This window comes from Streptomyces sp. NPDC056222 (genome assembly GCF_042264065.1).
GTDB lineage: Bacteria > Actinomycetota > Actinomycetes > Streptomycetales > Streptomycetaceae > Streptomyces.
This window is the reverse complement of record NZ_JBHJTL010000002.1, coordinates 23908-47876: the sequence shown is the minus strand read 5'-3', so window position 1 is coordinate 47876 and position 23969 is coordinate 23908. Positions and strand designations below refer to the sequence as shown.

At 71.5% G+C, this 23969-nt stretch carries 19 protein-coding genes; 14 read left to right on the top strand and 5 right to left on the bottom strand.

Annotated features, from left to right (window positions below):
* Positions 1–45: 45 nt before the first annotated feature.
* On the bottom strand, positions 46–1335 hold the full coding sequence (gene paaK, locus ACFC0D_RS01455) for a phenylacetate--CoA ligase PaaK (RefSeq protein ID WP_376430412.1): 1290 nt from the start codon (positions 1333–1335) through the stop codon (positions 46–48).
* Positions 1336–1496: 161 nt separating this feature from the next.
* Here paaK and ACFC0D_RS01450 point away from each other — a divergent pair, with 161 nt between their 5' ends.
* The 4 genes from ACFC0D_RS01450 (at position 1497) to ACFC0D_RS01435 (ending at position 5678) form a co-directional block, all read left to right on the top strand.
* Entirely contained in the window at positions 1497–2312 is an 816-nt protein-coding gene (locus tag ACFC0D_RS01450) for a DUF4239 domain-containing protein (protein WP_376430411.1), read from the top strand.
* 159 nt (positions 2313–2471) lie between these two features.
* Positions 2472–3905 (top strand): family 2B encapsulin nanocompartment shell protein, encoded by a 1434-nt coding sequence (locus ACFC0D_RS01445; RefSeq protein ID WP_376430410.1) that lies wholly within the window; start codon positions 2472–2474, stop codon positions 3903–3905.
* A gap of 61 nt (positions 3906–3966) precedes the next feature.
* Complete coding sequence (locus ACFC0D_RS01440) at positions 3967–4824, top strand: geranyl diphosphate 2-C-methyltransferase (RefSeq protein ID WP_376430409.1); 858 nt, start codon at positions 3967–3969, stop codon at positions 4822–4824.
* Positions 4825–4892: 68 nt separating this feature from the next.
* The gene (locus ACFC0D_RS01435) at positions 4893–5678 is read left to right on the top strand and encodes a GNAT family N-acetyltransferase (protein ID WP_376430408.1); all 786 of its coding nucleotides are present in this window, start codon (positions 4893–4895) and stop codon (positions 5676–5678) included.
* Here the strand turns inward: ACFC0D_RS01435 and ACFC0D_RS01430 are convergent.
* Positions 5675–6481, bottom strand: coding sequence for a pentapeptide repeat-containing protein (locus ACFC0D_RS01430; protein WP_376430407.1), 807 nt, complete (start codon positions 6479–6481; stop codon positions 5675–5677). The genes ACFC0D_RS01435 and ACFC0D_RS01430 overlap by 4 nt on opposite strands.
* A 98-nt stretch (positions 6482–6579) precedes the next feature.
* Here ACFC0D_RS01430 and ACFC0D_RS01425 point away from each other — a divergent pair, with 98 nt between their 5' ends.
* Positions 6580–8100, top strand: a complete 1521-nt coding sequence (locus ACFC0D_RS01425) for an alpha/beta fold hydrolase (RefSeq protein ID WP_376430406.1) — start codon at positions 6580–6582, stop codon at positions 8098–8100.
* A gap of 87 nt (positions 8101–8187) precedes the next feature.
* Here ACFC0D_RS01425 and ACFC0D_RS01420 read toward each other — a convergent pair whose 3' ends face one another.
* Both ACFC0D_RS01420 and ACFC0D_RS01415 read right to left on the bottom strand, forming a co-directional pair.
* On the bottom strand, positions 8188–9873 hold the full coding sequence (locus ACFC0D_RS01420; protein WP_376430405.1) for an alpha/beta hydrolase: 1686 nt from the start codon (positions 9871–9873) through the stop codon (positions 8188–8190).
* Positions 9874–10208: 335 nt separating this feature from the next.
* Positions 10209–11891 (bottom strand): acyl-CoA synthetase, encoded by a 1683-nt coding sequence (locus ACFC0D_RS01415; RefSeq protein WP_376430404.1) that lies wholly within the window; start codon positions 11889–11891, stop codon positions 10209–10211.
* A gap of 178 nt (positions 11892–12069) precedes the next feature.
* Here ACFC0D_RS01415 and ACFC0D_RS01410 point away from each other — a divergent pair, with 178 nt between their 5' ends.
* From ACFC0D_RS01410 to ACFC0D_RS01370, 9 genes are all read left to right on the top strand, one after another.
* Entirely contained in the window at positions 12070–12870 is an 801-nt protein-coding gene (locus ACFC0D_RS01410) for a crotonase/enoyl-CoA hydratase family protein (protein WP_376430403.1), read from the top strand.
* Positions 12871–13201: 331 nt separating this feature from the next.
* The gene (locus ACFC0D_RS01405; RefSeq protein WP_376430402.1) at positions 13202–14164 is read left to right on the top strand and encodes a Zn-ribbon domain-containing OB-fold protein; all 963 of its coding nucleotides are present in this window, start codon (positions 13202–13204) and stop codon (positions 14162–14164) included.
* The gene (locus ACFC0D_RS01400; protein ID WP_376430401.1) at positions 14161–15219 is read left to right on the top strand and encodes a thiolase domain-containing protein; all 1059 of its coding nucleotides are present in this window, start codon (positions 14161–14163) and stop codon (positions 15217–15219) included. Before ACFC0D_RS01405 ends, ACFC0D_RS01400 begins: the two co-directional genes overlap by 4 nt.
* Positions 15212–16378, top strand: coding sequence for a thiolase domain-containing protein (locus ACFC0D_RS01395; RefSeq protein ID WP_376430400.1), 1167 nt, complete (start codon positions 15212–15214; stop codon positions 16376–16378). The genes ACFC0D_RS01400 and ACFC0D_RS01395 overlap by 8 nt, the downstream gene beginning before the upstream one ends.
* Positions 16379–16456: 78 nt before the next feature.
* Complete coding sequence (locus ACFC0D_RS01390) at positions 16457–16699, top strand: DUF397 domain-containing protein (protein WP_376430399.1); 243 nt, start codon at positions 16457–16459, stop codon at positions 16697–16699.
* Positions 16700–16747: 48 nt separating this feature from the next.
* The gene (locus ACFC0D_RS01385; protein WP_376430398.1) at positions 16748–17158 is read left to right on the top strand and encodes an ACT domain-containing protein; all 411 of its coding nucleotides are present in this window, start codon (positions 16748–16750) and stop codon (positions 17156–17158) included.
* A 487-nt stretch (positions 17159–17645) separates the two neighbouring features.
* The gene (locus ACFC0D_RS01380) at positions 17646–20429 is read left to right on the top strand and encodes an AAA family ATPase (protein ID WP_376430548.1); all 2784 of its coding nucleotides are present in this window, start codon (positions 17646–17648) and stop codon (positions 20427–20429) included.
* A 399-nt stretch (positions 20430–20828) separates the two neighbouring features.
* Positions 20829–21329: a hypothetical protein gene (locus ACFC0D_RS01375; protein WP_376430397.1), complete on the top strand. Its 501-nt coding sequence runs from the start codon at positions 20829–20831 to the stop codon at positions 21327–21329.
* 16 nt (positions 21330–21345) lie between these two features.
* Positions 21346–21711: an RNA-binding S4 domain-containing protein gene (locus tag ACFC0D_RS01370; RefSeq protein ID WP_329124204.1), complete on the top strand. Its 366-nt coding sequence runs from the start codon at positions 21346–21348 to the stop codon at positions 21709–21711.
* A 24-nt stretch (positions 21712–21735) separates the two neighbouring features.
* Here ACFC0D_RS01370 and ACFC0D_RS01365 read toward each other — a convergent pair whose 3' ends face one another.
* Positions 21736–23925: a germacradienol/geosmin synthase gene (locus ACFC0D_RS01365; RefSeq protein ID WP_376430396.1), complete on the bottom strand. Its 2190-nt coding sequence runs from the start codon at positions 23923–23925 to the stop codon at positions 21736–21738.
* Positions 23926–23969 lie beyond the last annotated feature (44 nt).

Genomic DNA, 23969 nt, shown 5'->3' with positions numbered 1-23969 from the left:
CCGGAGGGAGCCGGCCGAACGGCACGGCTCCCTCCGGACATGTCCTCAGTGCTTGCCGCGCAGGTCCACGATCCGCTTGATCTTGCCCACGGACCGTTCCAGCGTCTCGGGGTCGACCACCTCGACCCCGACCGAGACGCCGATCCCGTCCTTGACCGCCTGCGCGATCGCCCGGGCCGCCTCCGCGCGCTGGTCGGGGGTGGCGTCGGGCCGTGCCTCGGCGCGCACCGTGAGCGCGTCGAGCCGTCCCTCCCGGGTCAGCTTCAGCTGGAAGTGCGGGGCGACCGCGGGCGTGCGCAGCACGATCTCCTCGATCTGGGTGGGGAAGAGGTTCACCCCGCGCAGGATCACCATGTCGTCACTGCGGCCGGTGACCTTCTCCATCCGCCGGAACACCCGTGCCGTGCCCGGCAGCAGCCGCGTCAGGTCCCGGGTGCGGTAGCGGATCACGGGCATGGCCTCCTTGGTGAGCGAGGTGAAGACCAGTTCGCCCTCCTCGCCGTCCGGCAGCACCTCGCCCGTGAACGGGTCCACGATCTCCGGGTAGAAGTGGTCCTCCCAGATGTGCAGCCCGTCCTTGGTCTCCACGCACTCCTGCGCGACGCCCGGCCCCATCACCTCAGAGAGCCCGTATATGTCGACGGCGTCGAGGGCGAACCGCTCCTCGATCTCCCGCCGCATCGCCTCCGTCCACGGCTCCGCGCCGAAGACGCCGACCTTGAGCGAGGTGGTCCGTGGATCGATGCCCTGCCGCTCGAACTCGTCGAGCAGCGTGAGCATGTACGAGGGCGTCACCATGATGACTTCGGGCTTGAAGTCCTGGATCAGCTGGACCTGGCGGGCCGTCATGCCGCCGGATGCCGGGATGACCGTACAGCCGAGCCGCTCCGCGCCGTAGTGCGCGCCGAGTCCGCCGGTGAAGAGACCGTAGCCGTAGGCCACATGGACCTTGTGGCCGGGCCGGGCGCCGGCCGCGCGCAGCGAGCGGGCGACCACGTCGGCCCAGGTGTCCAGATCGCGTTCGGTGTAGCCCACCACGGTCGGCCGGCCGGTGGTGCCGCTGGAGGCGTGGATGCGACGGACCTCGGACTGGTCGACGGCGAACATGCCGAAGGGGTAGTGGTCCCGCAGATCCGTCTTGGCGGTGAACGGGAAGCGGGCGAGGTCGGCGAGCGAGCGGCAGTCGTCGGGACGGATGCCCGCCTTGTCGAAGGACTGCCGGTAGAAGCCGACGTTCTCGTACGCGTGGCGCAGGGTGGCCCGCAGGCGGTCCAGCTGGAGCGCCTCCAGCTCCGCGCGTCCGAGCCGTTCGCCGCTGTCCAGCAGATCCGTCATGTGCCGCCCACTCCCGTCCGTACGCCCTGAACATCCGAAATCGGACTACCGATCATTCGGTAGATCCGTTCGAGGCCAGTAAATCCGGCCGGACCCCTTCCATGGCAAGAGGGTGGCGCCGATTTTCCGATCCCGTGATCGCCCCGCTACGGTCGGTGACCGTGACACTCTGGCTGCTCAACCACCTCGGCACCCTCACCCTCGCCCTCGTGATCGTCGGCGGCACCGTCGTCGCGGCACTCGCCGGGAGCGTGCTGCTCCGCCGCAGGCACCCCCGGCTCGCCGACGGCGAGCACAACGACATGGTGGGTGTCGTCCTCGGAATGTTCGGCGCCATCTACGGGATCATCCTCGCCTTCGTGATCGTCACCCTGTGGACCCAGATGGAGAACACGCAGAACGTCGTCGCGGCCGAGGCCACCGGCGTCGCGCTCATCGTGCGGGACGCGCGGGCGTTTCCGCCCGCCGACCAGGCCCGGGTGAACGCGGCGGCCGACGGCTATGTGCACGCCGTCGTCGAGGTGCAGTGGCCGCTCATGCGGGAGGGGGCCGCGGACTACTCCGTCACCGGCGCCAAGCTGGAGGCGCTGTACGACGCCCTGCAGGCGTACGAACCCGTCACCGAGTCGCAGAAGGTCTTCTACGCGCAGGCCGCCTCCAAGCTCGACGACGTGGCGGGACAGCGCCGGGCGCGGCTCACGATGGCCGGGCAGCAACTGCCGCCCCTCCTTCAGGTCCTCGCCGTCGGCGGCGCCCTGGTCATCATCCCGCTCACCTTCCTCTACGGAATGCGCAGCCGGCGCATGCAACTGCTCTTCGTCGGGGCAGTGGCGGCGCTCATCGGCTTCAGCCTCCTGCTGGTCGTCGTGCTCGACCGGCCCTTCGCCGGAGAGCTGAGCGTGAGCCCCGCGCCGTACCAGGAGGGCGCGCTCGCGCAGTTCTGGGACTCCACCGAGGAGGCGTCCCCCGTGCGGTGACGCCCCGGACGGCGGAGCGCGCACGGGCGCTCGGGGGGCGCCCCTCGTGGACCTGTGCTGCGGCACGGTCCGGCGCATGCATATGACGTCGGCAACAATGCGTTACATCTGGATGCGGAGAGTGACGAACGTAGAGATTTCCAGGAACGGAGTCAGACCATGTCGGTCGACACAGCGCAGACGGCGCCCGCCGCAACCCCCGGCCCCTCGGCCGAGGTGCGCCAGATCCAGCTCAGCCTCAGCACGGCCGCGGCGCGCAACCTCGCGACCACCACCAAGTCCGAACCCCAGATGCAGGGCATCAGCTCCCGCTGGCTGCTGCGCAAGCTGCCCTGGATCCACACGCCCGGCGGCACGTACCGCGTCAACCGGCGCCTTTCTTACGTGGTCGGCGACGGCCGGGTGACGTTCGTCAAGAACGGCTCGAAGGTCGAGGTCGTCCCGGCCGAGCTGGCCGAACTTCCCTTGCTGCGAGGATTCGACGACCCGACGGTGCTCGGCGCGCTCGCCGACCGGTTCGTGCAGAAGGAGTACGAGCCCGGCCAGGTCATCGTGCACTCCGGCAAGAAGGCCGACCACGTCTATCTGATCGCGCACGGCAAGGTCGAGAAGGTCGGCGTCGGCAAGTACGGAGACGAGACCCTGCTCGGCCGGCTCGGTGACGGCGACACCTTCGGCGGCCATGTCCTCGCCGGCGACGGCAAGTGGGAGTTCACGGCCAAGGCCACGACCGCGGTGACGCTCCTGGCGCTGCCCCAGTCGGCGTACAAGGCCGTTGCGGACCAGTACGAGCACCTGGGTACCCATGTCCGGGGCATCGGCTCCGACGGCCGGCATCGTCCCCTCAACAAGGCGGGCGAGGCGGCCATCGAGCTCAGCGCCGGCCACGTCGGCGAGGCGCTGTTGCCCGGTGCCTTCGCGGACTACGAACTCAGGCCCCGCGAGTACGAGTTGAGCGTCGCCCAGACCGTCCTGAAGGTGCACAGCCGGGTCGCCGACCTCTACAACCAGCCGATGAACCAGACGCAGCAGCAGCTGCGCCTGACCATCCAGGAGCTGCGCGAACGCCAGGAGTACGAGCTCGTCAACAACCCGGAGTTCGGGCTCCTCAACAACACGGACTTCGACCAGCGCATCCAGACCCACTCGGGCCCGCCCACGCCGGACGACCTCGACGACCTGCTGAGCATGCGCCGCGGCACCCAGTTCCTCTTCGCCCACCCCCGGGCCATCGCCGCCTTCGGCAAGGAGTGCAACAAGCGCGGCCTGATGCTCAACTCCGTCGACATGGACGGGCACGCCATCCCGGCCTGGCGAGGGGTTCCGATCCTGCCCTGCGGCAAGATCGGCGTCAGCGAGCACCAGACCTCCTCGATCATCGCGATGCGGACCGGGGAGAACAACGAGGGCGTCATCGGGCTGTACCAGACCGGGATCCCCGACGAGATCGAGCCCGGCCTCAACTGCCGCTTCATGGGGATCGACGAGAAGGCGATCATCTCCTACCTCGTCTCCACCTACTACTCGGCCGCCGTCCTCGTCCCGGACGCCATCGGAATCCTGGAGAACGTCGAGGTGCGTCCGCGTGCCTGAGCCCCGCTCGTTCCTCCGGTCGCTTCCGTCCCGCGCCAGAACCACGTAAGGACTTCCACGCATGCCCACGTCCACGCAATCCGCCGTGCTGCGTACGGCCTATCAGGAGTCCGTGGCCCGCTACTGGAACACCAACCAGCAGGACCCGGTGAACCTGCGGCTCGGCGAGATCGACGGGCTCTACCACCACCACTACGGCATCGGCGACTACGACCCCGCCGTCCTCGCCGACCCCGAGAGCACCCGTGACGCCCGGATCATCCAGGAGCTGCACCGCCTGGAGACCGCCCAGGCCGAGCTGCTCCTCGACCACCTGGGCGCTCGCACTCCCGACGACCGGCTCCTCGACGCGGGCTCGGGCCGCGGCGGCACCGGCTTCATGGCCGAGCAGCGCTTCGGCTGCCGAGTCGACGGCGTCTCGATCTCCGAATACCAGGTCGACTTCGCCAACGCGCAGGCGGAGAAGCGCGGGGTCGCCGACCGCGTGAGGTTCCACTTCCGCAACATGCTGGACACCGGCTTCACCGCCCGCTCTCGCCAGGCGATCTGGACCAACGAGACCACGATGTACGTGGACCTCTTCGAGCTCTTCGACGAGTTCTCCCGTCTCCTGGAGCGCGGCGGCCGCTACGTCTGCATCACCGGCTGCTCCAACGACGTGACCGGCCTACGTTCCAAGGCCGTCAGCCGGATCGACGAGCACTACACCTGCAACATCCACCCGCGCAGCGCGTACTTCCGCGCGCTCGCCGAGAGCAACCTCGTCCCGATCGAGGTCGTCGACCTGACGGCGGCGACGATGCCGTACTGGGAGCTGCGGTCCATGTGCTCGGTGGCCACCGGCATCGAGGACCCCTTTCTCACGGCGTACAAGGAAGGCAGCTTCCACTACCTGATGATCGTCGCCGATCGGATCTGATCCCGGCGCGTCGTCGGAGCGCGGATATCCGGTTGCCGCGCTCCGACCGCCGGTGCTGGAGTGGCCGCATGGACCATGAAGAGATACGCGCCCTGTACGACCGCCAGATGAGGCTGGGCGCGCGCCCCGACGGGCCCGGCTCGCGGGTGGAGCGGGACGGTGCGGTGGTCCGGTTGTCCGGCCCCGAGCACGCCTGGAACGCGGTGCTGTGGTCCGGCCTCGACGAGACCGACGCCGACGAGGCCATCGCCGAACAGGTGCGCCACTTCACCGCGTTGGGGCGGCCCTTCGAATGGAAGGTGTACGGGCACGACCTCCCGGCCGACCTCCCCGACCGGCTCCTCGCCGCCGGCTTCGTCGCCGAGGACCAGGAGACGCTGATGGTCGCCGAGGCGGCCGCGCTCCCCAGGACCGTGACGCTGCCCGAGGGCGTCGAGCTGGTCGCGGTCACCGACGAGGCCGGGGTGAAGCTCGTGACCGAAGTCCACGACCGGGCCTTCGGGGGCGACAGCTCCCACATCGGCCGTCAGCTGCTCGACCAGCTGGCCGCGACCCCCGACACCGTCGCCGCCGTCGTCGCCATGGCAGGCGACGAGCCGGTGAGCGCCGCGCGGCTGGAGCTGTACCCCGGCACGGACTTCGCCGGCCTCTGGGGCGGCGGCACGGTCGAACCCTGGCGGGGCAAGGGCCTCTACCGGGCCCTGGTCGCGTTCCGTACCGGGATCGCCGTCGAGCGCGGCCACCGCTTCGTCCAGGTCGACGCTGCCGACACCAGCCGCCCGATCCTCCAGCGCCTCGGCTTCGCCGCGCTGACGACGACCACGCCGTACGTGTACGACCCCGAGGGCTCCTAGCGCGCCGCCCAGTGGGCCGGGCGCTCGAAGCCGCTCGGCAGGCGGGTCGAGGCGTCGCCGCGGGCCGCGTTCAGCTGCGGCTGGGTGAGGAACAGCGCGCCGGTGAGGTCCGCACCGGAGAGATCGGCGTCGCGGAGGTCGGCGCCGATCAGGTCGGCCAGGGACAGATCCGCGCCCGTCAGGTCGGCGGCGATCAGCAGCGATCCGCGCAGGTCGGCGCCCCGCAGCTTCGCCCCGCGCAGCCGGGCCCCGATCAGATCGGCGCCCCGACGGCTCTTGGTCCTGCCGCCCGCCGTGGCCCGGACCAGCGCGCTGGTCTTCAACAGGAGCGGATTGACCTCGCCGCGTACGGCGGACACGTCCAGCTTCTCCAGCTCGTCCGCCGTGCCCTCCGTCAGGGCTTCCACCCGGGCCAGGGACCGGCGCAGCTCGCCGTGGAGCGGGCGGGCCGCGGCGAGGGCGAGGGCCTCGGTGAGATAGCGCAGCAGCTCGTGGAGCTGGCGCATCACGGGGAACACCTCGTACATCTGCCGTGAGCTCTCGGGTGCCTCGCGCCACGAGACCCCGCCGAAGGTGACCTGCGAGACCTTCTGGCCGGCACCGAAGCAGTCGTACACCGTGCAGCCCGAGAACCCGCTCGGCCGCAGCTTGGTGTGGATGCCGCAGCGAAAGTCCTCCTGGAGGTTCCGGCACGGCTCGCCGGACGCCTTGTTCACCGCGAAGTCCGCGGACTTCGCGAAGGGCAGGGCGACGCAGCACAGCCCGAAGCAGTTGGCGCAGTCGCCTCGGAGGGTCTCGGGCATGGGTGAGCGGTTCCTTCGTGGATGGGGGATTCCCACCGTATCGCGCTGTCGGCGAAATTGCTTGCGAAGATCATCCGCAGCAGCCGACGATCGGTGGCATGCCCAAGTTCACGACGTACGACGGAACCGAACTCGCCTACGACGTACGTGGGGAGGGCGAGGTGCTCGTCTGTCTGCCCGGCGGCCCCATGCGCGATGCCACCTACCTCGGCGACCTCGGTGGTCTCGCCGCCCACCGTCGTCTGATCGTGCTCGACCTGCGCGGCACGGGTGCCAGTGCGGAGCCCGTGGATCCCGCTTCGTACCGCTGCGACCGTCAGGTGGCCGACGTGGAGGCGCTCCGGATCCACCTCGGTCTGGAGCGGATCGACCTGCTCGGCCACTCGGCCACCGGAAACCTGGCCACGCTGTACGCCGCGGCCCACCCCGACCGGGTGCGCTCCCTCGTCCTGGTCACCCCGGGCACGCAAGCCGTGGGCATCGAGATCACGGACGAGGAGTGGAACAAGGCCACCGAGGTCTTCGCCGACAAGCCCTGGTACGCGGAGGCACGGGCCGCCCTGGCGACGATCGGCGCCGACACCCCCATGGCACGGATCATGGAACTCATCTCTCCCTTCGTCTACGGACGGTGGGACGGAGCGGCCCAGGCGCACGCGGCCGCCGTCGGCGACGAGGCGCACTGGGAGGCCGCGGGGGCGTACTACGCGGCCGGTGCGTTCGATCCCGAGACGACCCGGTCGGCGCTGGCCGCCGTCACCGCCCCCGTGCTGATCCTGGCGGGGGAGTACGACGGAGGGCCGTCCCCGGCGCGGGCGGCCGAGCTCGCCGAGCTCTTCCCGCACGCCGAGCTCGTGGTCCAGCGCGGCGCCGGGCACTTCCCGTGGGTGGACGACGCGGGCGCCTTCGTCCGACCGCTCGCCGCGTTCCTCGACCCCGAGGTCCGTACGGTCACCGTGGACGGGATCCGTCTGGCCTACCGGGTGTGGGGCTCGGCCGACGCCGCACCCGTGGTCCTGGTCCACGGCCGGGGCGGGAGCAACGCCGACTGGACACGGATCGCTGAGGAGCTGGCCACCGACCGTCGGGTGTACGCCGTCGACCTGCGGGGGCACGGTCTGAGCGACTGGACCGGCCCGTACGGATTCGACGTGTTCCGCGACGACCTGCGCGGGTTCCTGAAGGAGCTGGACCTCGTCGGCGCCGATGTGGTCGGCCACTCGATGGGAGGGGCCGCGTCCTACCTCCTCGCCATGGACGAACCGGGCCTGATCGGCCGGCTGGTCCTGGAGGAGGCGCCCGTCTTCTTCCCGCTGGACCCGCCGCGCGGCCATGCCGCGCGCCCCGAGGGGCCTCTCGGTCTGGACTGGGAAGTCGTACTCGCGACCAATGCCCAGCTGAACGAGCCGGATCCCGCCTGGCGCGAGGGCCTCACCGCGCTCACGTCCCCGACCCTGATCCTGGCCGGCGGCCAGGACAGCCACCTCGCGCAGGAGCGGCTGTCCTGGATGGCGGACCGGATCCAGGACGGCCGACTCGTCACCATCGACACGGGCCACGAGATCCACACGTCCCGCCCGGCCGAATTCCTCGCCGTTCTCCGGAAGTTCGGGATCTGAGGTCCGCTTGGAACGGACCTTGTCGGAGCGGGAACGACGCGAGTGAGACCACCGCTTCGTAGACGGGCGATCTTCTCGTGTCGATTGTCAGCGGTCGCCGCGGCACCTGCGCAGGGCGAACAGCAGCCCACCTCCGGTGAGGAGGAGGACCGCGCCGAGACCCGCGAGACCGGCCGTGGTGGTGTTGCCGCCGGACTCGGCCAACTGGGGTGCGGAGAAGGGAAGCACGTCCTGGCGGCACGTCGTGCCGGTCGGCGGGAGGCTGCCGTCGATGAGATAGCGACTCGTCCGAGCGTTGACGCAGCTGCTCGGGTTGAAGAGTGCCGTGTGCCCGATGGCGTCGTGGGTCAGCAAGCGGGCGTCGGCCAGTTCCTTCGTCAGGGCCTTGGCGGCCGACAGAGGGGTGGAGGGGTCGTCGGTGTTCCCGATCACCAGGATGGGGTTCGCCGTCGGCGTGTTCCACGGGCCGCGGTAGCTGTTCGCGGCGACCGCCGGCCAGGCGGCACAGCCCGCGGAAGCCCAGATCCAGTAGCGTCCGGTGTCCCCTGCGGTGGTGGCCGCGGCCTCTGCCAGAGTGTGGTAGGTGCCGGGGTCCCGCGGGTTGGGGCTGTCACCGCAGAGGACCGCGGTGGCCTGTTCCTCGCCCAGGTACGGGTTCGGGTCGGGGACCGGCGGCGGGGGCGGAAGGGGGGAGGGCTCGGGAACACGACCCTGCCACAGGTCCTGCAGCCTGCCGGCGAGCTGTGTCGCCCGGGGCTGGACGACGTAGAGGCTGCTCACCACGTCGGCCACCGTACCCGCGTAGGTCCACGTGCCCACGGGTTCCTTTCGGAGCCGCTGCAGCAACTGCTCGTACTTGTCCCGGGTCGCCTCCGGGCTGCCGGCGGAGAACGCGCAGCGTGCCGTCGTGGCGGATCCGCACAACGTGAGGAACCGGTTCACGGTCTGCGCGGCGCTACGGCCCGAGCCGAGGCGCTGGAACGACGTGGTCCGCGCGGGCTCGTCGGAGGCGTTGTTCGTCCAGGCCCGCGGGTCCCAGTTGGCGTCGAGGACCATGGCACGGACCCTGTCGGGGAAGAGGTTCGCGTAGGTGGCGCCCAGGTACGTGCCGTAGGAGATCCCGTAGTAGGTGAGCTGCTGGTCGCCCACGGCCCTGCGAAGCTGCTCGAGGTCGCGAGCGGTGTCGGCGGTCGACACGTGGCGCAGGAGCTCAGGATCACGCTGCGCACAGCGCCGGCCCAGTTCCTCGTACGCGGCGGCGAACGCCGCTCGCTCCTTCGCTCCGACCGGGAAGCCCGCCGCCTTGCTCGCGTTCCACTCCGCGGCTTCCTCGGGGCTCGCGAAGCAGTTCACCGCGGTGCTGTTGCCGATGCCACGGGGATCCCAGCTGACGATGTCGAACCGTTCCCGCACCTCGCGCGGGAAGGACTCGTAATTCTCCGGCATCTGGACCGATCCCGGCCCGCCGGGTCCGCCGGGGTTGAAGAAGAGGGTGCCGATCCGCTGATCGGATCGGGTCGCCTTCCGTCTGACCACTGCCAGCTCGATACTGCGGCCACCCGGGTCGTCGTAGTCGAGCGGCACCTTCACGGTCGCGCAGTCGAACGGGCTGCTCGCTGTGCAGGCTTTCCAGCGCAGCTCCGGGGTGGGCACCGTCGGTGTGGAGGATCCGTCGGCCGCGGCCAGGCCCTGCCCGGTCCACATGGTCGAGCAGGTCATCAACGCGGTGATGACGGCGACGTAACCGCGACGACGCGCTGTCGGTATGAGCATGGGGTGTTCCGCCTTCCCGGACGCGGGCCCGCCGCCCGTCGCTCGGGAAACGTCGGCACGCAGCCACGTCCAGGGCACCGCATCCCGAGAACGCTCACGACTCGGCAGCGGCTGTATGGCCGAACCACACGCGGACCGCCCTTCCTGACCACGGCCACGGTTGGTGCATACGTGTGAATCCGGATCCGCCCTCAAACGGATCTCGCCGCCGGCGTTCCCCATGGAGGCGACGGCTCATGGAAAACCCCTGGGGCGGGCTGTTCGGACAGTCCGCCCCAGGGGCTGCTCGCTGGGGTGCCCTGCCGATCAGGCCGGGCTCGCGGGGCCTGGCACCCCTACGCCCCCGCGTCCTCGGCCGCCGCCACGGTGCGGGCCCAGCGGTAGTCGGCCTTGCCGCTCGGGGAGCGCTCGATGTGTTCGGTGATCACCAGCTGGCGGGGGATCTTGTAGCCGGCGAGCCGGGTCCGGCAGTGGGTCTGGACGGTCTCCAGGTCGAGCGCGGCCGCTCCGGCGCGCAGCTGGACCACGGCCGCCACATGGTTGCCCCACTTCGCGTCCGGGACCCCGGCCACCAGCGCGTCGTACACGTCCGGATGGGACTTGAGCGCCTGCTCGACCTCCTCCGGATAGACCTTCTCGCCGCCGGTGTTGATGCACTGGGAGCCGCGCCCCAGGACGGTGACGATGCCGGCCTCGTCGACGGTTGCCATGTCGCCGAGGAGCACCCAGCGCTCGTCGCCCTTCTGGAAGAAGGTCTCGGCCGTCTTCGCCGGGTCGTTGTAGTAGCCGAGCGGCACATGGCCGCGCTGGGCGAGGCGCCCCACTTCGCCGACCGCGACCTCCGCGTACGTCGCCGGGTCCACCACCCGCGTCCGCTCGTTGACCTCCAGGCGGAAGCCCTTCTCCGGGCCCGAGTCGTCCGTCGCCTTGCCGTTGGACCCGGATTCGGAGGAGCCGAAGTTGTTCAGGAGCAGCACGTTCGGGACGAGCGCCTGGAACTGTGCCCGTACGGTCTCCGACATGATCGCCCCGGAGGAGGAGACGCTGAACAGGGAGGAGAGGTCCGTGCCCTTGAGCGGGCCGTGGAGCGCGTCGATCAGCGGCCTCAGCATGGCGTCGCCCACGAGCGACACGCTGGAGACCTTCTCCTTCTCGATCGTGCGGAGCACCTCCTCGGGCGCGTACTTGCGGTGGATGACCACCCGCTGCCCGTAGTTGAAGGCGATGAACGAGGTCAGCGTCGAGGTCCCGTGCATCAGCGGGGGAGCGGGGAAGAAGGTGATCCCCGAACCGCCCGCCGCGACCCGCTCGGCCAGCTCCTCGGGTCGCTTGACCGGCTCGCCCGCCGGGTCGCCGCCGAAGAGCCCGGCGAAGAACAGGTCCTCCTGGCGCCACATGACGCCCTTCGGCATCCCCGTCGTACCGCCCGTGTAGATGATGAAGAGGTCGTCCGCCGAACGCGGACCGAAGCCGCGTTCCGGCGAGCCCCCGGCCTCGGCGTCCGCGAACGCGGCGCAAGCGAGCTCCGGTGCGTCCTCGAATGAGGTGCTGTGCTGCGAAGCAGCTCGTTGAGGGGTGGTGGTCGGGCGACGGGCGGGCGGGGTCCCCACCCGCACGAGGTGCCGCAGCTTCTCCGTCTGCGGCAGCGCGGCCGCGACCCGTCCGGTGAACTCGGCGTCGAAGACGAGCGCGGCCAGATCGGCGTCCCGGTAGAGGTAGACCAGCTCCTCCTCCACGTAGCGGTAGTTCACGTTGACCGGGACGATCCTGGCCTTCAGGCAGGCCAGGACGGTCTGCAGATACTCGATGCCGTTGTACAGGTGCAGGCCCAGGTGTTCGCCCGGCCGGATGCCGGAGTCGATCAGATGGTGGGCGAGCCGGTTGGCGGCGGCGTCGAGCTCCGCGTACGTGAGCCGGCGCTCGGCGCCCGTACCCGGGTGGTCGACGTACACGAGCGCCTCGCGGTCCGGGACCACGTCGACGACCGACTCGAACAGGTCGGCAAGGTTGTACTCCACCGTTCCTCCTGACTCTGCTGGTCGTCCTGGCCTGCACCGGCCGAGGCGGTCATTAGAGCGCCGACGGGCGATGGTGGGAAGGGGGTGTGCAGAAGAATCTGACTGAGTGTCAGAAAACTATTGAACTGGACGCGCACCTACTGCAACCTGTTCCAGGTCTGGAGACGGGAGGACGTCCATGGGTGGGACCGAACACCTCACCGTGCAGCGCGAAGGCGCCACACTCGTGCTCACACTCAACCGGCCGGAGGCCAAGAACGCGCTCTCGCTGCCCATGCTGGTGGGGCTCTACGACGGCTGGCTGGAGGCCGATGCCGACGACACGATCCGCTCCGTCGTCCTGACCGGGGCGGGCGGCTCCTTCTGCGCCGGGATGGACCTCAAGGCCCTGGCGGGCAAGGGAATGGAGGGCGAGCAGTACCGCGACCGCATGACGGCCGACCCCGATCTGCACTGGAAGGCGATGCTGCGCCACCACCGGCCGCGCAAGCCGGTCATCGCGGCCGTCGAGGGCTACTGCGTCGCCGGTGGCACCGAGATCCTCCAGGGCACCGACATCAGGATCGCGGGCTCCTCCGCCACGTTCGGGCTCTTCGAGGTGAAACGCGGACTCTTCCCGATCGGAGGCTCGACCGTCCGGCTGCCTCGGCAGATCGCCCGGACCCATGCCCTCGAAATGCTGCTGACCGGGCGCCCGTACAGCGCCGAGGAGGCTGCCCGCATCGGACTCGTCGGCCGGGTCGTTCCCGACGGCACGACGCTGGACGCGGCCCTCGCCGTCGCCGAACAGATCAACGCGTGCGGGCCGTTGGCGGTCGAGGCGGTGAAAGCGTCGGTGTACGAGACCGCCGAGATGACCGAGACGGAAGGGCTGGCGGCTGAACTGAAGCGCGGCTGGCCGATCTTCGGAACGGCGGACGCGAAGGAGGGCGCGCGCGCGTTCGCGGAGAAGCGTAAGCCGGTGTACCGCCGGGAGTGACCCTTCCTCACCTCGCCCCTTCCCGAACCGGGGGCTCCGTCCCGGCCCCCGCGCCTCGAACGCCCCCTACGTCCTGAAGGCGTGGGGCCTCCGGCGGGGCTGGATGCCACCCACCGGGCGGAATCTCGGCCCGTCGAGGGCGGAGGACACACCACAGGCCATATACGGGGGCGGGGGGATTGCCCCCGGTTCAGGAAGTGGGGATCCCCACTGCCGCCAGGCATAGGGGGAGGGGTGGGCAGAAGGCCCCGCGCAGCGGCCTCCGGGCCTCCGACCGCATCGACCCGCACAACGGCACCGACTCGTACCGACCCGGACCAAGGAGCCCCCATTGCCCCCCGCTTCCGCGCCAGAGACACTCCGCGCACCGCTCGTCGTCGAGTTTCCCTTCACCCGGTCCCTCGGGCCCGTGCAGTCCGCGTTTCTGACCGGGCTGCGCGAACGGACCGTGCTCGGGGTACGGACCGGGGACGGGCGCGTGCTCGTGCCGCCCGTCGAGTACGACCCCGAGACCGCCGCCGAACTCCGCGAACTCGTCGAGATCGGCGCCACCGGCACCGTCACCACCTGGGCCTGGAACCCCGAACCCCGCCCCGGGCAGCCGCTCGCCAAGCCGTTCGCCTGGGTCCTCGTCCGGCTCGACGGCGCCGACACCGCACTCCTGCACGCCCTCGACGCGCCCGGACCCGACGCCGTCCGCACCGGGATGCGGGTCCGGATCCGCTGGGCAGCCGAACGGGCCGGCGCCATCACCGACATCGCCTGCTTCGAACCCTCCGACAGCGACAAGCCCGTCACCGACGTGCGCGACCACGACGGCGCCTTCGAAGACCCCGTGACCGGCATCGTCGCGGCCGCCCGGCTCGACTACACGTACAGCCCCGGCCGCGCCCAGACCCGCTATCTCCGGGCGCTCGCCGACAACAGGACCGTCGGGGAGCGCTGCCCGTCCTGCACGAAGGTCTACGTGCCGCCCCGCGGCGCCTGCCCCACCTGTGGCGTCGCCACGACCGAACAGGTCGAGGTCGGCCCACGCGGCACCGTGACCACCTTCTGCATCGTCAACATCAAGGCCCGCGGCCTCGACATCGAAGTCCCGTACGTCTACGCCCACATCGCCCTCGACGGCGCCGGGCTCGCCCTCCACGGCCGGATCGGCGGCATCCCGTACGACCAGGTCCGCATGGGGCTGCGCGTCGAACCCGTATGGAGCGAGGACGGCCGCTACCCCGACCACTACCGGCCCTGCGGCGAGGCCGACGCCGACTACGACACGTACAAGGAGCTGCTGTGACGCCGGACCGAGAGGTGGCGATCGTCGCCTTCGCCCAGACCGACCATCTCCGGACCACGGACGAGTTCTCCGAGGTCGAGATGGTCATGCCCGTTCTCCACGAGGTGCTGCGGCAGACCGGCCTGAAGACCTCCGACATCGGCTTCACCTGCTCGGGCTCCTCCGACTACCTCGCCGGGCGGGCGTTCTCCTTCACCATGGCCCTCGACGGCGTCGGCGCCTGGCCCCCGATCTCCGAGTCCCACGTCGAGATGGACGGCGCCTGGGCCCTCTACGAGGCCTGGGTGAAGCTGCTGACCGGCGAGGCCGACACCGCGCTCGTCTACTCCTACGGGAAGTCCTCGCCCGGCTCCGTGCGCGACGTCCTCACCCGGCAGCTGGACCCCTACTACCTCGCTCCGCTCTGGCCCGACTCCGTCGCCCTCGCCGCACTCCAGGCGCAGGCGCTCATCGACGCGGGCCACACCGACGAGCCGGCCCTGGCCGCCATCGCCACCCGCAGCCGCGAGGACGCGAGCGACAACCCGCACGCCCAGCTTCCGGGCGCCCGCCCGCAGGGCGAGTACGTCGTCGGTCCCCTGCGCACCGGCGACTGCCCGCCCGTCGGCGACGGCGCCGCCGCCGTGATCCTCGCCGTCGGGGACAAGGCCCGGGAGCTGTGCGACCGGCCCGCCTGGATCCGCGGCATGGACCACCGGATCGAGCCCCACGCCCTCGGGGTCCGCGACCTCACGGACTCGCCCTCCACCCGGCTCGCCGCCGAACGCGCCGGCGCCTTCGAGCGGCCGGTCGACACGGCCGAACTGCACGCGCCCTTCAGCTCCCAGGAGGTCGTACTCCGCCGAGCCCTCGACCTCGACGACAGGGTGAGGGTCAACCCGTCCGGCGGAGCGCTCGCCGCCAACCCCATGATGGCCGCCGGCCTCATCCGGCTCGGCGAGGCCGCCGCCCGCATCCACCGGGGCGCCTCCGACCGCGCCCTCGCCCACGCCACCTCCGGCCCCTGCCTGCAGCAGAACCTGGTCGCCGTCCTGGAAGGGGAGAACCGTGCCTAAGGAGCCAGTCGCCGTCGTCGGGATCGGCCAGACCAAGCACGTCGCCGCCCGGCATGACGTCTCCATCGCCGGACTCGTCCGCGAGGCCGCCCTGCGCGCGCTGGAGGACGCCGAGCTGACGTGGGCGGACATCGACGCCGTCGTCATCGGCAAGGCGCCCGACTTCTTCGAGGGCGTGATGATGCCGGAGCTGTACCTCGCCGACGCCCTCGGCGCGGTCGGCAAACCGATGCTCCGCGTCCACACCGCCGGCTCCGTCGGCGGCTCGACGGCGCTGGTCGCGGCGAACCTGGTCGCCGCCCGCGTCCATCGCACCGTCCTCACCCTCGCCTTCGAGAAGCAGTCCGAATCGAACGCCATGTGGGGCCTGTCCCTGCCCGTCCCGTTCCAGCAGCCGCTCCTCGCCGGGGCCGGCGGCTTCTTCGCCCCGCACGTGCGCGCCTACATGCGCCGCACCGGAGCCCCCGACACCGTCGGCTCCCTGGTCGCGTACAAGGACCGGCGCAACGCGCTGAAGAACCCGTGCGCCCACCTCCACGAGCACGACATCACCCTGGAGAAGGTCCAGGCGTCGCCGATGCTCTGGGACCCGATCCGCTACTCGGAGACCTGCCCGTCCTCGGACGGCGCCTGCGCCATGGTCCTCACCGACCGTGCGGGCGCCGAGCGTTCGCCCCGGCCGCCCGCATGGGTGCACGGCGGCGCGATGCGCAGCGAGCCCACGCTCTTCGCGGGCAAGGACTTCGTCTCGCCGCAGGCCGGCAAGGACTGCGCCGCCGACGTCTACCGGCAGGCCGGCGTCACCGACCCGCGCCGTGAGATCGACGCCGTCGAGATGTACGTGCCGTTCTCCTGGTACGAGCCGATGTGGCTGGAGAACCTGGGCTTCGCCGAGGAGGGCGAGGGCTGGAAACTCACCGAGGCCGGGGTCACCGAACTCGACGGCGACCTGCCGGTGAACCCCTCCGGCGGCGTGCTCTCCACCAACCCCATCGGCGCCTCCGGAATGATCCGCTTCGCGGAGGCCGCGCTCCAGGTGCGCGGGCAGGCCGGCGAACACCAGGTGGACGGGGCGCGAAGGGCGCTCGGACACGCGTACGGAGGGGGCGCGCAGTTCTTCTCCATGTGGCTCGTGGGGGACCGGCCACCGGCGGCCTGAGGTCTGTCGGCACCCGGTGCCGCTCGCTACCCTGAGCCCTCGGACGACGATGTTGCGGGATGCGGGAGGAGCACGGACGTGGCGGAGAGCACCACCACCCAGCACGCCTTCGCGGGCTGGGACAAGCCGGAACTCGACCTCAGCGAGGCCGACTGGCGGTCGAGCAGCCAGGGAACGGGAGACGTCCAGATCGCCTTCGTGGAGGGCTTCATCGCGATGCGCAACGGAGGACGGCCCGAAGCGCCGTCACTGATCTTCACCCCGGCCGAGTGGCGGGCGTTCGTGGTCAACGCCCGCGAAGGTGAGTTCGACCTGACCTGACGCGCTGTCATCGCTGTCGGTGGTCCCGCCCGTCCTAGGGTGGTGATCATGAGTGCAGAGCGTGATCTGACCCGGCTCGTCGCCGGGATGCGGCCGGAGCTGAACCCCGGCCGCTATGTCTTCGTCACCGTGGACGGCCCCGCTCCGGCGGGCGTCGTCCCGGTCGCCACCATCGCCGAGCGCGAGGGGCTCACCCTGGTCGTACGCCAGGAGGAGGCGGACGCGGCCTCCCTGGCGTACGACTATGTGGCCGGCTGGATCACGCTGCGGGTCCACTCCGCGCTCGACGCCGTCGGACTCACCGCCGCGGTCGCCCGCGAACTCGCCGACGCCGGGCTGAGCTGCAACGTCGTGGCCGGCTTCCACCACGATCATCTCTTCGTCGAACAGGCGCGCGCGGACGAGGCGTTGGCTGTTCTGCACCGGCTCGCGGAGCGGGCCACCCGGTCTTCCGTCTAAGGGTCACAGGCGGCCCCGACCGGCGTACGCTGGGATCTTCGCGGGGCCTCGGCCCGGCCGCACTCATCCGCGCGCCGGGTGTGCGCCCCCGGCGTGGGGGTGGAACGTGACAGTACGGAGCGACAGGACGGGCCGCCGGGGCTTCGGCCTCTTCGAGCGCGAGGCCGAACTCGCGGCGGCGGAAGAGGCGTTGAACCTGCTGGCGGGTCTCGGCGACGACGACGCCTGGCCTGCTCGGCCCGACTCGGCCGATCGGGTCCCGCTCCCGCGCGACGAAACGGACCAGGCCGCACCGGAGGGACACCGGCTGCGCCTGCTGAGGGGCGCGGCCCAGGACGCCGACGTGCCACGCGAGGATCACGACGCCGTCGCACGACGGGTGGCGCCGGTGGGTGCGGAGGCGGAGCCACAACGTGAGGGCTCGGATGCCTCCGGACGGCCGGTGGCGCCGTCGGACCCGGTCGCGGAGGCGCCGTACCCGCGGGGGATCCGTACCCCTCGCGGCGGCGTGCTCACCTACGCCGCGCCCGCCGGGCTGGGAAAGACCACACTGCTCGCCGAGATCCGGCGGCGCGCCGCAGGCAAGGGCTGTGCCGTGCTCTCCGCCCGGGGCGGGGACCAGGAGCAGCAAGTGGCGTTCCATGTCGCCCGGCAACTGCTGCAGCCCCAGCTCGCCACCGCCTCCGACACCGAACTCCGTACGCAGCTCGGCAGTTGGTACGACATCGTCGGCCCCGCCCTCGGACTGTGCACCGCCGGTGAGGGCGCGCCCCCCGACCCCCAGGGACTGCGCGACGGACTCGACTGGGTCCTGACCCACCTCGCCGTCCGGCGCGCGCCGCTCGTCGTCGTCCTCGACGACGCCCACTGGGCCGACCCCGAGTCCCTCGGCTGGCTCTCCGCCTTCGCCCCCCGCGCCGAAGAGCTGCCGATGCTCCTCGTCGTCGCCTACCGCCCCGACGAACTCCCGGACACAGGAGAGGAGTTCACCGGCCGGCGGTCGGGGCAGCGGCCCCTCGGACTCGAACCGCTCACCTCCTCAGCCATCGCCCGCCTGGTGCGCGACCGGGTCGGCGCCCACGCCGACGACACCTTCTGTCAGGAGTGCTGGGCGGTCACCTCCGGCAACCCCTTCGAAGCCGTCGAACTCGCCGCCAAGGTCCGCGACCGCGGCCTCGAACCCACCGCGGCGGGCGCCCACGAGCTCCGTGACCTCGCCGCCGCCGCCAAGGGGAGCGGACTCGCCGCGCGCCTCGAACGCCTCGGCACCGCCACCGTCCGCCTCGCCTGGGCATGCGCCGTCCTCGGCACCGAGATCTCCCCGCAGCTCGCCGGCGCGGTCGCCGGACTCGGCGGAGAGGCCGTCGCCGACTGCGCCGAGCGCCTGCGCGACGCCCGCATCCTCGCCGGCACCGAGACCCTCGAGTTCGTCCACCCGCTGATCGCCACCGCCGTCTACAAGGCGATCCCCGCCGCCACCCGCGTCGCGCTGCACGGCCAGGCCGCCTGGTGCGTCATCGACGCGGGGCTCGGCGCCGGCGCCGCCGCGCGGCATCTCCTGGAGACCCATCCCGAGGGCGACCCCTGGGTCGTCGAACAGCTGCGCGCGGCCGCCTACGAGAACCTGCGTGCCGGCGCCCCCGACGCCGCCCGCCGCTTCCTCGCCCGCGCCCTGCGCGAACCGCCCGCCGACGACGACCGCGCTGCCGTCCTCTTCGAGCTCGGCAGTGCCTCCCTGCTCACCGAGCCCGCCACCACCGTCAACCATCTGCGCGCAGCCCTGGCGGAGCCGATCTCCGACCCGGCCCTGCGCCACGGCATCGTCTACCGGCTCTCCCAGGTCCTCGCCCACAGCGACCGGCTCGTGGAGGCCTCCGAGCTCCTCGGTCGGGAGTCCCGGCTCACCACCGACGCCCGCAGCCGGCTCCGTATGCAGGCCGAGAAGTTCATGTGGGACGCCTTCCGCGCCGACGAACCCGACTCGCCCGCCCGCTCCCGTCGGCTGTCCCGGCTCGCCGACCGGCTCACCGGCCGCGACCTCACCGAGCGGTACGTCATCGGTCTGCGCGCCTGGGACGCCACCCTGCGCGCCGAAACGTCCGCCGTCGCCGTCGGCCATGCCGAGCGCGCACTGGAGGGCGGCCTGAGCTGGGCCGACGAGAGCCGTGGCTTCGAGGTGCCGGTCCTGGTGGCCCTCACCTTCCTCTACGCCGACCGGCCCGGCCGAGCCGAGGAGCTCTTCGCGGCCGGCACGGCGGAGTTCGAGCGCCAGGGCTGGCGCGGCGCGCACCTCTCCTTCGCGTACACGCTCCTCGGCTACATCCGCTACCGGCGCGGCCGGCTCGTCGAGGCCGAGGACTTCGTGCGCGCGGGACTGCGGCTCGCCGAGCGCGTCGGCCCCCGCACCCCCGCCCAGTGGTACGCCGTCGGCGTCATGATCGAGGTGCTGCTCGCCCGCGGGCGGGTCGAGGAGGCCGACCGGATCGCCCGGACCCACGACTTCGGCGAGCCGTTCCCCGCCGCCGTCACCTTCCCCGACTCCCAGACCGTGTACGCGGAACTGCTCCTCGCCCGGGGACAGGTCGAGGAGGCCGCGGCCGAGCTGGCCGCCGTCGGCCGCCGCCTCGACCCGAGGGGGATGCGCAACCCCGCCTGGTGCCCCTGGCAGCTCCACCTCGCCGTCGCCGAGGCGAGCGAGACCCCCGAGCGGGCCCGCGAGACCGCCCTGGAGGCGGTCGCCCGCGCCCGCCAGTACGGCGCGCCGTCCGCGATCGGACAGGCGCTGCGCGTGACCGCGGAGGTCGTCGTCGGCGACGAGCGGGTGAAGCTTCTGGAGGAGTCCGTCGACTGGCTGGAGCGGTCACCCGCCGCGTACGAGCTGGCGCGTTCCCTTGTCGCCCTCGGCGCAGCCCTGCGCCGCACCGGCCGGACGGACGAGGCCGCCGACTACCTCTACCGAGGTCTGGAGGCGGCCCAGACCTGCGGTGCGGACGGTCTGGGGGAGGTGGCCCGCGCCGAGCTCACCGCCGCCGGCCTCCGGCCCAGGACCCTCCACTCGGCCGGCACGGACACGCTCACGGCGCGTGAGCGTGCCGCCGCCGAGCTCACGGTCCGTGGCGATGACGCGGCGGCCGCCCTGCACGCCGACGCGGCCGCCGTGACGCAGCTGCTCTCCGCCGTCTACCGCAAACTCGGCACCGACCGCGCGGGCCTGGCCCAGGCCCTCCGGAAGACCGGCCGCGAGCCCCAGGTGACCGGTCGGCCAGGCTGAGCCCGGGGACGACCGCCGTCCCGCCGGACGCGACTGTCCGACCCGGTCGCCGCACTCGCGCGGCGAGGGCCGGGGGGACGTGCGGTCCGCTCGTCGACCCGCGGTCGGGGTCCGGCTCGGGCGCGGGGGCGGCCTGTCCTCGCACCCGCGCGCCGAGGGGCCATAGGGATGTGCGGTCCCGTCGTCGACCTGCTGTCGTGGTCCGGCTCGGGGCGTGGGTCCGCCCGGCTTCGCACCTGCGCGCCGAGCCCGCGCACGGACGTGCGGGCCCGTCGTCGGGGCCGTTCAGCGCGTCTGTTTCGGCCCGTCCTCGCACCCGCGCGGTGGGCCCGTGTCGGCCTTGTCGCGAGACCCGCCCCGGCGCGTCGCAACGTGCTCCGGGACACGTACCATGGCCCTATGTCCTTCCTCCGCCGCCGTAGCGCCGCCACACCCGCGGGCCCGGACTTCGACGTCCTGGCCATGGACCCGGGGGACTGGCCCGGCAACCTCGGCGCCGGTCTGCTGCCCGCCCCCGACGGCAGCTGCCAGGGTGTCTTCCTGCGCTACGACCTGTTCGGCGGCCGCGGCCCCGCGATGATCATCGGCAATCTGCCGGAGGGCTCCCCGGCCCGCGAGCTCGCCGACGGCCAGATCCCCTTCGAGGTCGCGCAGCTCCTCGCGGCCCTGGAGAACGACGAGCCGGTGGAGGTCGTCGACACCGAGGACATGCCCGTGATGCAGGGCGACAACCTGCTGATCGTGCGCCGCATCAAGCTCTCCGAGAGCCGGATCTCCTGCGTGCAGTTCGACCGCAGCGACAACGTCCTGGTGACGATCGCCAGTTGGGACCGGCCCATCACCGACGACCTGTACGCACTCCTCAAGCCGCTGCCCGCCGAGCTCTTCCAGCAGGGATGACGGGAGGCGGGGGCCGATGAGCGCACGCGTCGACAGCTGGATCTGGGCGGTCCGCCTCACCAAGACCCGCTCCCAGGCCGCAGCGGCCTGCCGGGCCGGACACGTCAAGGTGAACGGCGAGCGCGCCAAGCCCGCCCAGCCGGTGAAGCCCGGCGACGAGGTGCGCCTCTTCCACGGCGGCCGGGAACGGATCGTCGAGGTCAAGCAGCTCCTGACCAAGAGGGTCGGCCCGCCGGTCGCCGCCGAGGCCTACGTCGACAACAGCCCGCCGCCACCCCCGCGCGAGCACGTGGCCCTCGCCGGCGTCCGCGAGCGCGGCGCCGGCCGCCCCACGAAGCGCGAGCGCCGCGAACTGGACGAGCTGCGAGGCCGCTCCTCCTGAGAGAGCGGCCCCGCCGTCACGGAGTCACGGACCGAACAGCGCGCCCACCCGCGCCGCCGACGTCCCGAGCCCCGTCGGGCCCATCCGTGCCAGCGCTGTACCGCTGCCGCAGCGCACATCGCCGACGCCGTAACGGCGGACGCTCCGATGCCAGTTGAGGATGCCGGCCAGCCAGTCCTCCAACTCCCGTACGTACGCCTCGAAGGCCGCGCGCCCCTCGGCGTCCAGGGCGAAGTCCTCGTACAGCATCGGCAGTTCATGCCGCTTCACATGCTCGAACTGTCGCAGACGGCCACGCATCAGGTCGTCGACCATCGACACGGCCGTCGGATAGTCGCAGTCGAAGAACGTCTGCAGCACCAGCACGCCGTTGTGGACCTCGCCCTCGACCTCGATCTCCTTCTGGTACGAGAAGAGGTCGTTGACCAGCGTCGCGTAGTCCGACGCCGAGCTCTCCAGAGCACGGACCGTGCCCGTACGGTAGATCTCGGGCGGCAGCAGGTCGGAGCGGCGCAGTCGGCAGAGCAGCATCGTCAGCTCGGAACCGAACGTCGTACGCCGCATCTCGATGTAGTCCACCGGGTCGGGCACCCGGTGCTGGGCCTGGTTGTGCAGCTCCCACATCCAGCTGTCGAGCATCGCATGGAGCGCGGTCCGCAGCTGCTCCCTGTCCTCCGTCGCCATCGGAGCCGTCGTGCGGGCCCACAGATCGGCGAGCGAGCGCTCGATCGGACCGACCGCGGACGCCTGCCCGGCGGCCGGATCGTCCACCGACGTCAGGGACTTGAGACGTTCGGTGCACTCCTTCGCGCCGAGCAGGTTTCGGGGCCGGCCGAAGACGAACGGGTAGTAGTCGTCCCCGTACGTGCCCCAGGTCAGCCACTCGGCGTTCAGCCGTAGCTCCTCCGGGGTGGCGTCCGGGTCGAGGCCCGCCGAGCAGAGCGCGAGGTCGAAGCCCTCCAGCATCGGCCGGTCCCAGATGTCGTCCAGCAGCCCCATCCGCTCCGCCCAGTCCACGGAGAGCCGCAGCACCTCCTGATGGTGCGGGCTCAGCGACAGGGCGTAGGGCAGGTCGAATTCGGGGAGCAGCGACGGCCCCACCTTCTGGTGCGGCACATGCCCGAGGGCGCGCAGCCGCGAGGCGGCGGGGCGGCCGAAGAGTGTGCGGATGTCGAGCGCGGACGTGCCGAGCACCCCGTCCAGCCGTGAAGGCCCGGTGTCCAGGCCCTCGTTCATGTAGCGGCTGGACCGCAGATGCCATTCGTGCCCGCCGGACTGCCAGTCCTGCAGCCCTTTCGCGTACGCGGCGACGGCCGCGCACTCCTCGGGGCTCAGTCCCTTCTCCAGGCAGAGCCCCGGGACTTCGGTGAGGGCCGTGTTCTCGAACTGCTGCAGCCGTGAGGTCAGCAGGTCGTTGACGGCCTCCGCCGCCTCCTGGGTCGTGCATCCGAGGAACTTCTCCAGGACCAGTACGCCATTGCTGTTCTCGCCCTCGTCCTCGACCTCCCGCTGGTACGAGAACAGGTCGTTGCGCAGATGCACCGCGTCCGAGAACGCGTCCCGCAGCACGCGCAGCGGACGGGAGTGGGCCACCTGCTGGGGGACCTCGGCGCCCGCCGCGTACTCGACGAGCCCCGCCGACCAGGGCGCACCGCCCACCTTGCGGCGCATCTCGATGTACTCGACGGGGTTGGCGATCCGTCCCTTGTTGATGTTGTCGAGCTCCCACAGCGACTCGTACAGGAGCGCCTCGGTGGCCTCCGAGAACCGTGCGCGCCAGGCCGGGGACATGACGGGTACCGTCCGCGTCCACAGATCCGCGAGCCCGGCCTCCACGGGGTTGGCCGGCTCGGGCATCGCCGACGACGGGTCCATCGGCATGAAGAGCGGCAGCCGGTCCAGATAGGCCTTGCCGCCCGGCCGGTCCTGGGTGCGCTTGAAGACCTCCAGGAAGTGGTCGTCGAAGAAGAAGACCCAGGTGTACCAGTCGGTCACCAGCGACAGCGCCTCGGCATCGCAGTCGGGGTGCGTGTACGAGCACAGCAGCGCGTAGTCGTGGGACTCGAGGTCGTGCTCCTCCCAGATGCCGGAGCCCTCCAGCATCCCCATGGCCCGCGCCCACTCCCGGGTGTGCGTGCGGGCAGCCTCCACATGGGGGTTGAGCCGCGCCGGATACGGGACATAGAAATCCGGCAGAACGAAGGGCTGAGCCATGCGTGCGGGGCCTTCCGGTGAGCGTGGGCGATGTCCGGCCGAGC

Bases quoted from the DNA above. Each gene is read 5' to 3' on its own strand.
- ACFC0D_RS01435 (WP_376430408.1), top strand. From the start codon at position 4,893: ATGGACCATGAAGAGATACGCGCCCTGTACGACCGCCAGATGAGGCTG.
- paaK (WP_376430412.1), bottom strand. From the start codon at position 1,335: ATGACGGATCTGCTGGACAGCGGCGAACGGCTCGGACGCGCGGAGCTG.
- ACFC0D_RS01430 (WP_376430407.1), bottom strand. From the start codon at position 6,481: ATGCCCGAGACCCTCCGAGGCGACTGCGCCAACTGCTTCGGGCTGTGC.
- ACFC0D_RS01420 (WP_376430405.1), bottom strand. From the start codon at position 9,873: ATGCTCATACCGACAGCGCGTCGTCGCGGTTACGTCGCCGTCATCACC.
- ACFC0D_RS01425 (WP_376430406.1), top strand. From the start codon at position 6,580: ATGCCCAAGTTCACGACGTACGACGGAACCGAACTCGCCTACGACGTA.
- ACFC0D_RS01370 (WP_329124204.1), top strand. From the start codon at position 21,346: ATGAGCGCACGCGTCGACAGCTGGATCTGGGCGGTCCGCCTCACCAAG.
- ACFC0D_RS01445 (WP_376430410.1), top strand. From the start codon at position 2,472: ATGTCGGTCGACACAGCGCAGACGGCGCCCGCCGCAACCCCCGGCCCC.
- ACFC0D_RS01440 (WP_376430409.1), top strand. From the start codon at position 3,967: ATGCCCACGTCCACGCAATCCGCCGTGCTGCGTACGGCCTATCAGGAG.
- ACFC0D_RS01385 (WP_376430398.1), top strand. From the start codon at position 16,748: ATGAGTGCAGAGCGTGATCTGACCCGGCTCGTCGCCGGGATGCGGCCG.
- ACFC0D_RS01410 (WP_376430403.1), top strand. From the start codon at position 12,070: ATGGGTGGGACCGAACACCTCACCGTGCAGCGCGAAGGCGCCACACTC.
- ACFC0D_RS01365 (WP_376430396.1), bottom strand. From the start codon at position 23,925: ATGGCTCAGCCCTTCGTTCTGCCGGATTTCTATGTCCCGTATCCGGCG.
- ACFC0D_RS01375 (WP_376430397.1), top strand. From the start codon at position 20,829: ATGTCCTTCCTCCGCCGCCGTAGCGCCGCCACACCCGCGGGCCCGGAC.